The 9,447-nt window shown below is 40.3% G+C and carries 11 protein-coding genes; all 11 read right to left on the reverse strand.

Annotated elements, in window-relative coordinates; translation table 11 throughout:
* Positions 1–35 precede the first annotated feature (35 nt).
* Positions 36–437, reverse strand: a complete 402-nt coding sequence (locus G9Q97_RS24240; protein WP_166151813.1) for a serine dehydratase beta chain — start codon at positions 435–437, stop codon at positions 36–38.
* Positions 415–1,953 (reverse strand): FG-GAP repeat domain-containing protein, encoded by a 1,539-nt coding sequence (locus G9Q97_RS24245; RefSeq protein ID WP_166151789.1) that lies wholly within the window; start codon positions 1,951–1,953, stop codon positions 415–417. The genes G9Q97_RS24240 and G9Q97_RS24245 overlap by 23 nt, the downstream gene beginning before the upstream one ends.
* Before the next feature lie 42 nt (positions 1,954–1,995).
* On the reverse strand, positions 1,996–2,202 hold the full coding sequence (locus G9Q97_RS24250; RefSeq protein ID WP_166151791.1) for a hypothetical protein: 207 nt from the start codon (positions 2,200–2,202) through the stop codon (positions 1,996–1,998).
* Between the two features lies 1 nt (position 2,203).
* The gene (locus G9Q97_RS24255) at positions 2,204–2,716 is read right to left on the reverse strand and encodes a hypothetical protein (protein WP_166151793.1); all 513 of its coding nucleotides are present in this window, start codon (positions 2,714–2,716) and stop codon (positions 2,204–2,206) included.
* A gap of 85 nt (positions 2,717–2,801) precedes the next feature.
* The gene (locus tag G9Q97_RS24260) at positions 2,802–3,404 is read right to left on the reverse strand and encodes a DUF998 domain-containing protein (protein WP_166151795.1); all 603 of its coding nucleotides are present in this window, start codon (positions 3,402–3,404) and stop codon (positions 2,802–2,804) included.
* Between the two features lie 187 nt (positions 3,405–3,591).
* Entirely contained in the window at positions 3,592–4,119 is a 528-nt protein-coding gene (locus G9Q97_RS24265) for a hypothetical protein (RefSeq protein ID WP_166151797.1), read from the reverse strand.
* A 1-nt stretch (position 4,120) separates the two neighbouring features.
* On the reverse strand, positions 4,121–4,333 hold the full coding sequence (locus tag G9Q97_RS24270; protein ID WP_246255857.1) for a hypothetical protein: 213 nt from the start codon (positions 4,331–4,333) through the stop codon (positions 4,121–4,123).
* Positions 4,334–4,345: 12 nt separating this feature from the next.
* Positions 4,346–4,810, reverse strand: coding sequence for a hypothetical protein (locus G9Q97_RS24275; protein WP_166151799.1), 465 nt, complete (start codon positions 4,808–4,810; stop codon positions 4,346–4,348).
* Positions 4,811–4,912: 102 nt separating this feature from the next.
* A complete protein-coding gene (locus G9Q97_RS24280) occupies positions 4,913–5,629 on the reverse strand; it encodes a DJ-1/PfpI family protein (protein WP_222852078.1) in 717 nt (238 codons plus the stop codon).
* A gap of 236 nt (positions 5,630–5,865) precedes the next feature.
* On the reverse strand, positions 5,866–8,850 hold the full coding sequence (locus tag G9Q97_RS24285; RefSeq protein WP_166151801.1) for a DEAD/DEAH box helicase: 2,985 nt from the start codon (positions 8,848–8,850) through the stop codon (positions 5,866–5,868).
* The coding region (locus G9Q97_RS24290) for a Hachiman antiphage defense system protein HamA (protein WP_166151803.1) at positions 8,847–9,447 on the reverse strand (601 nt) is incomplete at its 5' end. The genes G9Q97_RS24285 and G9Q97_RS24290, both read right to left, overlap by 4 nt.

Here is a 9,447-nt window from a genome sequence, read left to right on the forward strand (position 1 = left end):
GAATTCCTGGCGGATCGTGGATGAATAGCGAAATTTTAGCAGTCGGTATGCATTACCTGAAGGGCCAGACCTCCTTTTGATGTTTCCTTGTATCGGGAACTCATGTCTTTTTGTTCCTGTTCGCAATAATTTTGAAGTTCAGTTGCATAATGAATGGGAAAAGGAAATGGCTGAATCTCCGGTAAAATTTGACTTTCGCTTTCTTGTTCTTCCTTTACAACAAACCCTCCCCCAATGGAATAGAAGTAAGATTCATAAGTGCTGTTGTTTGTTAAAACAGCTTTGAACATTATCCCATTCGGGTGAAAATCTAAAAAATGCTTGTGGAATACGATGTCCTTTTCGAAATGAAACGGAACAATTACATCCTTGTCCAGATGAAGTTTTGAGTTTGCTTTAATAAAATTGATTTTATCATCGATGGTCAGGGTATTTATTGTTTTCCAAAATCAGAACACTGGGAATTTCGTCTATACCCCGGAGAAGCAGTTTCGTATATTCCATGGTATTGTGGGCATAAGAACCAAGTACGATGTCTTTGTCTCCGTCTCCGTCTAAATCGCCCACATCCATGGTCAACCATTTCCCCAAGGCCGCATCCGGGATAAACCTGGGTTGAAAAGTCATGTCCCCGTTATTTTCAAACAACAAAAACTGCTCTTCCGGATGGTCCAATTCATCATAAAAAGCAATCGTGGCCAGGTCCAGGTCCCCATCACCATCTATGTCAACGGCCATTGCTTTGGCTGCCCCATATTGGGGGTAAAACCAGGCTTCTTCAAATTTATCCACGCCCTTATTTTCATAGATGCGAAAACCATGATAGGGTTTAGCAACAGGTGAGTAGTCCCAATTATCCCCGTTGCTTACAAGCAAGTCCAATGCGCCGTCACCGTTCAAATCCTGCAGTTCAAAATAGCTGGTTCCCATTACCGGAGAAAAGGAAAGCAAAATTTTCTCCGCATCGAATTGGCCGTCTCCTTTATTGTAAAAAACGGACAGGCGTTCCCTTCCCTGGCAAAAAAGTGCCACGATATCCGGTTTTCCATCCTGATTCAGGTCACACACCTCTATTTTCCTGGCACCGGGCCCACCAAGTGTAAGCGGCTTTGCTTGCAGGTTTCCATCGCTGTAGATGGCAATGTTACCGCCATTATGGCCATAGTTACTGATCAGAAGATCGGACTTGCCATCCATTTCCAAATCTTCCCATATACCAAATACCGGTCTGGCCAGCTGATCCAGGTTTTTATTCCAACTGTTGGTATTTAAATCCATCTCATACAAGGCTCCCCGGGAAAGGTCGCTTGGAGCAATGGAGCCTATGGTTATGAAATTATATACATAAGGGGCCTTTTTGATGAACTGTACTGCCGGACTGCTGATGGGAGGAAGGGTAAACAGCGCATCATTTTGATCCTTTACATAGAGTTGACTGGACGTTGCATCGGAGATAATGAGTTCCCTTCTTTCTTCGTTGATCGCTACCAGGCTTATTTTGGGGCTTGTGATTCCTTCAATGAAAAGGGTTTTTGCCGTAAAGTTGGATAGGGCTTCGGGTTTTTGCTTTGGTTTTTGAGGGGCTAATTCAACCGGTGCCTCAGCAGCGTAAAAATCCATGATTGCCTGAAAGTCATCGCGGTTTATTTGCCTGCTTGCAGGATATACCCCAAGTTTTTTAATGATGCCAATCTCCTCTACCGTTTTTTCCTCCCAAACCCCAAGGCTATCCTGTGCGGCCTGATCTCCCATTAAGGCGGCCATCTGCGGGAGAACATGCGCTTTCCATATCCCTTTAGGCAAAAGGGAAGGGGAAGGATAGACATGGCAGCTGCCGCAGTAGCTTTTGGCCAAAGCCTCGCCTTTTAAAAGCGTTTCCTGTTGTGCCTGCAGGCCGGTACACTGGAATCCTACCCACAAAACCAGGAAGGTGGATAAACGAAACAGAGACATCTTTGGCTTTAAAATAATGATGCAATCAACTTTTTTAATCTGTCAATTCGCTTTTTCATCCCGAAATATAGTAGAAATTCTATAACCCACTGAACTTGCTTCAAAATCAGTCAAATGTTGGTATTGCTTTATCAGCACAAGGCTGGAAGGATGACCTGTCGCCAAGTCACCGGAATTTCCTGCATTGAAATCCCTCGCCGGGGAAAACAGGGCAGGCACTGCGCATCCTTCTCCTGCATCCGGGTTCAAATTATCCGTTTTGGAGAATTCTTCTGATTCTAACTTTCACCGAGGCACTTGATTTTTCCAATGCATCCTCACAAATCAACCGAAACTCATTTTGTAACTCCGGGATTAGCTTTACAACTTCAAAATAAGCAGTAAATGCTGCTGCCTTAACAAACTTTTTATCAGAAAAAAGTAAGGGCCGAATGCTGGGTTCCAGCTGTTCCGCTTGTTTTTTCGACAACGAAATTTTGGGAATTATTTGTAGGAAATGAAGCTGGCTTTCCCAATTCCTAAGTGTGGCTCCTCTTTTAAGAAGCTGTTCCAGATCATTCGCTGCTATCTCCCCACCCTTTTCAACATGATGCTTTAAAATCCAGGTTGTTGAAACCTCCAGTTCATTGTTTTTTGCAAAGAGTGTAATTGTCAAAGGGATAAAAGATGTATCGGAACAGTTTGCCTCGTATACCTCTTTCAGGAGATTCGTATGGGTCCCGTCCCACTGTAAGTACAACTCTTTTAACACATTTTTTTTCATTGTTGTTGGCGTGTTTGGTTTCTATCATATCAGGTTAAAAGGTCAATCGATATTCAGCGGCTAGAAATATTGAATCGAAAGCCGTTCAACCTTTTTTATCAACCGGACTGTTCGGGCTGCCAATCAATTCCAGTGAGGTAATAGCCGTCCATCCAAAAACGATTCCAAACACCAATCGATGAGTAAGGGGCATTGACCACCAACCAAGGACAAAACCAAGCATTGAAAGCACCAGAACAATGGCGGTGAAATTTGCTCTTTTCCGTACTCTTTTTTCTAAATGTGGATTGTATCCCAACCGGGATAGTCCGAATAGCCAAAAAGCAAGTCCAAAACAAATAACCACAATATGTGCCTTCGAGACTGCGTTATCTGAAACGTCCATATCCATCGGAATGGCTGTCAAGGCAAAGCCTATCCCAAAAAGAGATAACAATACCGCTAGCAACCTGTCACTTAATAACAAACCATACAGCATTCCAAAGGCAAAAAGCAACCCACCGACCAGCACAAAGCCGGTTAAATTCCACCATAGCGCATTTGGCTCTCCTATTGCCCCAAGTTTACTTACAAAGTCGTTTAAATAACTAAATTCTTTATTTGCTGCTCCGAATAGCACCAATGCACCTAGCAGTATTCCAACAGCCACTAATCCGATATAGCCAACAATCGCTCTATTCGGCTTCATATTACTAAAAGGGGTTTGTGAAAATCAACCCTAAGGTAGTAAAACGGCCGCGAATTTAGGACATATCCTGCTTACATTTGACGGAGGACTACCCGGCTTCTGCCACGATTCAGGAAATAATGGTGCTTCCACAGTACATAGGGAGGGGTAACACTATTTTCCACAGCTAAATGGACAATTCATTCTTTTATGCTCTTTCCGGGATGTCCAGATTAGCACCCAAATTAAACGCTAAACGTTTTGCCTGCTCAACTGCCCTGGTTCTATTCGTATAAATGAAGGAAAACAAGGGAGTAGCATCACTCCCACACATCGCTAGCACAAACTCAGTAACGCTTCCCGTAAGCGTTGGACTAATTCCATTGGGCGTGTTGGTCTGAAGATAGGTGGTTGCAATTACTTTTACGGTGTGAATGCCAGGAAGACTGGCCCATTCACCAAATTTAAATCCACAGACAGATACATATGTTTTCCATTTTCCTCCTGTAATATCAATAAGCGTCCCTTTGTAAGTAGTGACAATCAGTAGCCCTAGCAGCAGGGCTCCTACTCCTACTCCGTATAACTTTTCCAGAGAAGCCTGTTCCTCCATAACGAGTGGACTCACTAAGGCAACCAAGCCTGCAACTATCAGCAGCGAGCCCAAAAGGTGGGGACCTGCAAACAGCTTTCTTCTTTTAAAGTTGAATCTTTTCATCGTAAGTCCGCTTTCCATTTCAGGTGTGGTTTTCAATCTTCGTCGAAGGCAACAACCTGGAATCCTCGAGGGCTGCGCTTCGGTGTCCTGCATTTTTTAAGTAATCTTCACTGTTGGCAAATCCCATAAATTTCGAAACCGATTTGTGCTCAACCAGCAAGATCGCATCCCATTTTTCCAGGTCAACCCATGCAATCCGGTTGGACCAGCGCTCACTGACAAACGCAACCAAAAGCTACTTCAGTTAGTGTTCAATTTCCACGTCGAGTTGCCTTCCCTCTTCCGCCGCTTTTTTATCCAAACCGGTACCGATCGCCAGACCCAGGGCCAGTCCAAGTGGCAAACCTATGCCTAAAAAAGCCATATTCCCTAGGCTAATGCCAAAAGCTGCTCCAAGAGGAATCCCGAATGCAGCCATACCAACAGCCAGCCAGGTATTTCGATAGTGATTTTTGATGACCAGTTTCGACTCTTTCTCGATTTCTTCAAGAATAGCAGATTGCGATTTTCTTAGTTGTTTTTTCAATTGCTTTTCTGATCCGGAAACAGAGTTAATTTTATCAATTTCCCTATTAATAGCAATTACTGATTTCTCAGGAAGATCTTTTCTTCTCAATTCAGCCAACAGTTTATTGAATTGAGCGAGTGCTTTGGTTAGCTTGGGATGCTGATCCCTCTCTGGTATCTTCGTCAGTTCATTTAGTTGCATCTATCCAGTTTTTTTCAAATCCGCGAATAAATTTCCAACAAATGGGAATAATGCCTCATTGGTATTCCGACAGTCCAACTGGCTGTTGATGGCCTACACATGTTATTCGGCAATAAAGCTATCATTATCCTTATCTTCAATCCAATTGTATTCAATTTCGAACGCAACATTTCGGGCAAATTCGATTCCATGCCTGTCTGCCAAAAACCCCAGGGCCATGTCCATACCAGCACTCACACCTGAAGAAGTGTAATATTTGTCATCCACTTTCCAACGTGCCTTTTTGTCCCAATTCACATTCGGACCCATTGATTCCACCCAGGAAAATGCCCGTTTATTCGTAGTGGCCTGCCTGCCATCCAAAAGACCGGACCTGGCAAGCAGCGCACTTCCCGTACAGACTGTCAATACATAGCTGCTCGCACCAGCTTTTTCCTTTATCTGCCCGATAAGCGATGGATTATCCACCTCCTTGCGCGTGCCCATGCCCCCTGGTATCAGTAGCAGGTAAGGATTAGCAGAAACCGTCTCCAATTTTTCGGTCAGGACTGATACCCCGTGTTTATTCTCAATTATCCCTCCATCAAGTGAATAGAATTTCAATGTATACAGGTCCGTAAGCCTTCCAAAAATTTCTACCGGACCGAATACGTCCAGTGTTTCGTAATTGTCGAAAAGTAAAAAGGCAATTTCCATGGGATTACTTTTTGAGTCTTCAGTTATTTTTTCCTGGGCGAAAGAACCGCCACTTGCGAAAATGGACAGGGCTACCATCCGTAGCTGCGGCAATAAAATGCCAGATTTTACAATTGCTTTCATACTTGATTTGTTAGTGGTTCTGATTGGTAAATTAGTGAAAACAATTGATGAAAGGGTGTTCCATGGAAATTAAACGCCATTTCCGGGTACTTGGTAACGGTAAATTGTATGAGTAATGGCAGATTGCGAAGAGTAATTTCCTGTCAAACCGCTACGCAGTTTAAACGGGTTACAAGCCTTGATATTTACCACTTTCCCTGCCATTACTTGTACAAAATGTTGTGCAACGTTTCTTATTATCTGAATTTTAATAGTTGTATAAATCGAACAACCTTGTTAAATGCAATAGATGGAATTCCATCTGATAAATCCGCTATAATTATTTCTTCTTGTTCAAGTATCGCAATAGCTAACTCCTTTGCATTTTCAACCTCAATTACCATGTTTTGAAGAGTTTTACTAAGATGAAGTACTGCAACTCTATCGGTTAACCCTAATTCATAGAGAAATAATTTCATATTTGAATCAATACCATACTGCAAAAACAATGGCCAATTGAATATTAGTGAGTCTGGCACATATTCCTTGTCTTTAGCTATTTTAATACGTATAACAGAGGATGCAAGTGATTGTAAATTATAGGCAAGAAGGTTGTTTATTAAGCGAATTATCTTGTATACCTCTGTATTAAAGTCATGAGCTATTTGACTATACCAGTTACCTTCCATCCAAAGTCTTAATGCTTTGAGGACATCCTCATTTGATAGCTCATTTCCTTCTTTCATCGTCCAAGCATTGAACTGTTGAAGTGCATTTTGAAATTCTTTGGATGAAAGTAGTCCATCTATTATCAAATAGTTTATCCAATCCTCGTCTAAAGGTGAATTGAATTCCTTTGTCCAAACCTCATTTTCAAAATCAAAAATTTCAGTTATTGATTTGAAACTCCTAAGAGAAGTTCCAGATAGCCGAATTTCTGCAAAGGTCCCTTCTTCAATATAACTTCTTATTTTATTGGCACGTAATTGAAATATCTGTTCTTGCGTTTTCTTTTCATCTTCAGTTGCCTGATGATAGCTTAATGTATTTGATAGCATGTTACCAACTGCTTGCTCTAGGTCTTCTGGGTCAATATCTTCAGATAGTAGGTCAATGAGTGAAATATCAATTGAATCCAACCATTGAAGAAATTCTTCATTTTGTGCATCAAGGATTTCATTAGTAAGTTTAATTCCTTTACGACTCAAAACGCCAGTAATATCACTTACTAGATTGTATAGCATCCCATAAACCTCTTCCACTCCTTTGTCAAGAATCAATTGTTTAACGATATCTTTGTCCCGTGCATGTGGAACAATTATTAAACCTTTGGTTTCTTTTCCAGCACGACCAGCTCTACCAACTAAGTTTTTTAAACTTCGAACAGACATTTCCTTAAGAGCATTTCCATCATAACGCTGTGTGGAGTGCAAAACCATTGTACGAATAGGAAGATTTACCCCTTCAGCCAAGGTTGTATTACAGACTACTAGCTTTATTTTTTCATCTCGTAAAGCATTTTCTACTACTTCGCGAACGTCTTGAGGAAGGTCTCCATGATGAAAAAGTGCTCCTACTTGAACCAATCTGGTAAGCAAGTAATCTTGTCCAAAAACTTCACTGAAATATTCCTGAAGATTTGTTGATAGCATTGCATCTGCATAATTGAGAGGATTATTAACAAGAATATGTTCATTGACCTGCCTTATTATCTCTTCACATAAATCTTCAACACCACGATGTCCTCGCTTTTCAGTTGTAAATAATGCCACAGCACCTGAAGGGAGTGCTCGTAATGCAGTAGCAACTGAAACGCTTTTGATTGCTGTTGTTGATTTCAGTTCTTCTTCCTTTTTATATTTTAAAGAATCTGAAACTAAGTATTTGAACAAATCATAGCGTTGCGGATAACTTGAAAGAGGATTAACAATCAGATTGTAATTACCTTTCGTAGCTTTTTCCAAAAACCCATATTCGAGTTGAGTTGGTCTGTAGTCTGATTCAATAACTGTTTCATCTGAACCGCCTAACCAGCTATTAATAGTGCTGATATTGGGAATTATGGCAGAAATAAAGACGAACCTTCTACCTGGCTTATCATGAGATTTAAGCCTTGATAGCAATAACTCATAGCTTAACCCTCTCTGTTCATCATCAAGTAAATGACCTTCATCACAAATTATCGTATCAAATGTGTCAAGAATCTCAGGTAATGCATCTTCAACAGCCAACATTTTTTCAGGCGTTGAAACCAATAGGCTTACGGACTCTATTGCCCCTCGCTCATCAGTACTTGGCAAATGTCCACCATAAATACTCTTAGTAGAAATACCCAACCTTCGAAGATGAGTCCCCATGCTTTGATTCAATTCAGCAGCAAGGGACCGAAACGGTGCCAAGTATAGTGTCCTGTGTTCTGGGTTTATTTTCCATGAATTATAGATTACTAATTCACTTATAGCAGTTTTTCCTGCGCTTGTTGGCATTTGAAGTGAAATAGTTTGCTCACTTAAAACTCCAGAAGTTAAAGCTCGTTTTTGAGAAGGAAAGAAACTCCAAAAAGGTACAGAACGTTTAATACAATACCTTACAAAAGGCTTCCAATGCTCTCTATCATCTTTATACTTTAACAAATCGAACCAGATATTATCTCTTTGAAATTTCTTTAGGATTGCCAAAGCAAGTATACAAGAGTGGTAACTTTCAGCATTATTTTCTTCCAAACTAATTTGATTATTTATTTCTCTCTCTAATGCTTTTAACTGTTCGTCTTCTCCATCAGATAAAAAACTTTGAAGTTGCAGCCCAAACTCGTTATCTAAATTTATTTTACGAGCTAGAAATCCAATTATAAATTTATCTGTAATAGATTCATAATCTGCCTCATTAAATTTGCGTGCTAGTAATAAAGCAGATGCAGAAAAGTCAGATAAATAATACATGCCTGATGCATATAACATATTGTCATGAAAACTAATTCCTTGAAATGTTTCTCGTTTACCTTCTAGCGAAAAAATAACTAAACCACTACCTATAGCAAGTATATCTTTCTTTTGCTCTTCTGAAAATTTGTTTTGTTTCAATACGTCAAATGCTCTACAAAACAAGGTGATATAAAAATCATCAAAAATTGGGAGGAATGAATAATTCGCACGATCATCTTTAGGCAAGTCAAAATCTTTAAATGCTTGCCAAGATTCCGATTGTGCAATCCAAAGGTTCAATTGTTTGGTTAGACTCATTGTAAGTGGTTTAGCATTGCGTTATAAGTTTCTTCATATGCACTTTTAAGCTCTCGCATACTGATAACAGAAACTTCTATTTCATCATCATCCTTTTGAGTTTCCTTAGCTATTTCATCTTCAACAAGGTCATGATCTATGATGGCAATTGCATGAAATTTCTTATGATAAGTAGGGTTTTCGTCAAGAAATCGGTAACGATTTATTGCCTCTCGCAATCGAGGTTTTCCATCTGTAGCAAGCCTATCGTGTATCCAATTAAGTGTTTTAGCCAGACGTTTTGTCTTATCATCTAATGCGCCATTTATGGCATTTTGTATTGGTGCTGAATTACTTGCAGTAGCTTTCATTTTTGACTCTACCACTTCAATTCTATCATTATCCGAAGGCGTATGTTCATGACGATGAAATACGACCACATCAGAACCGTGACAGGGTTTATTTTTATCCCCTTTCCATCGCCATTTTCGAGGACCGACAAACCAAATTCCGTCTTGTTGACCCTTGTTTTTTAATAAAATAATTGAACAAGGCACTTTTTCAATAACTAAAAAGCAGGTATATTGACAGCGTAAGCAGAAAGTTATGGAAAAGCGG

The organism is Cyclobacterium plantarum (genome assembly GCF_011290685.1).
Taxonomy (GTDB): domain Bacteria; phylum Bacteroidota; class Bacteroidia; order Cytophagales; family Cyclobacteriaceae; genus Cyclobacterium; species Cyclobacterium plantarum.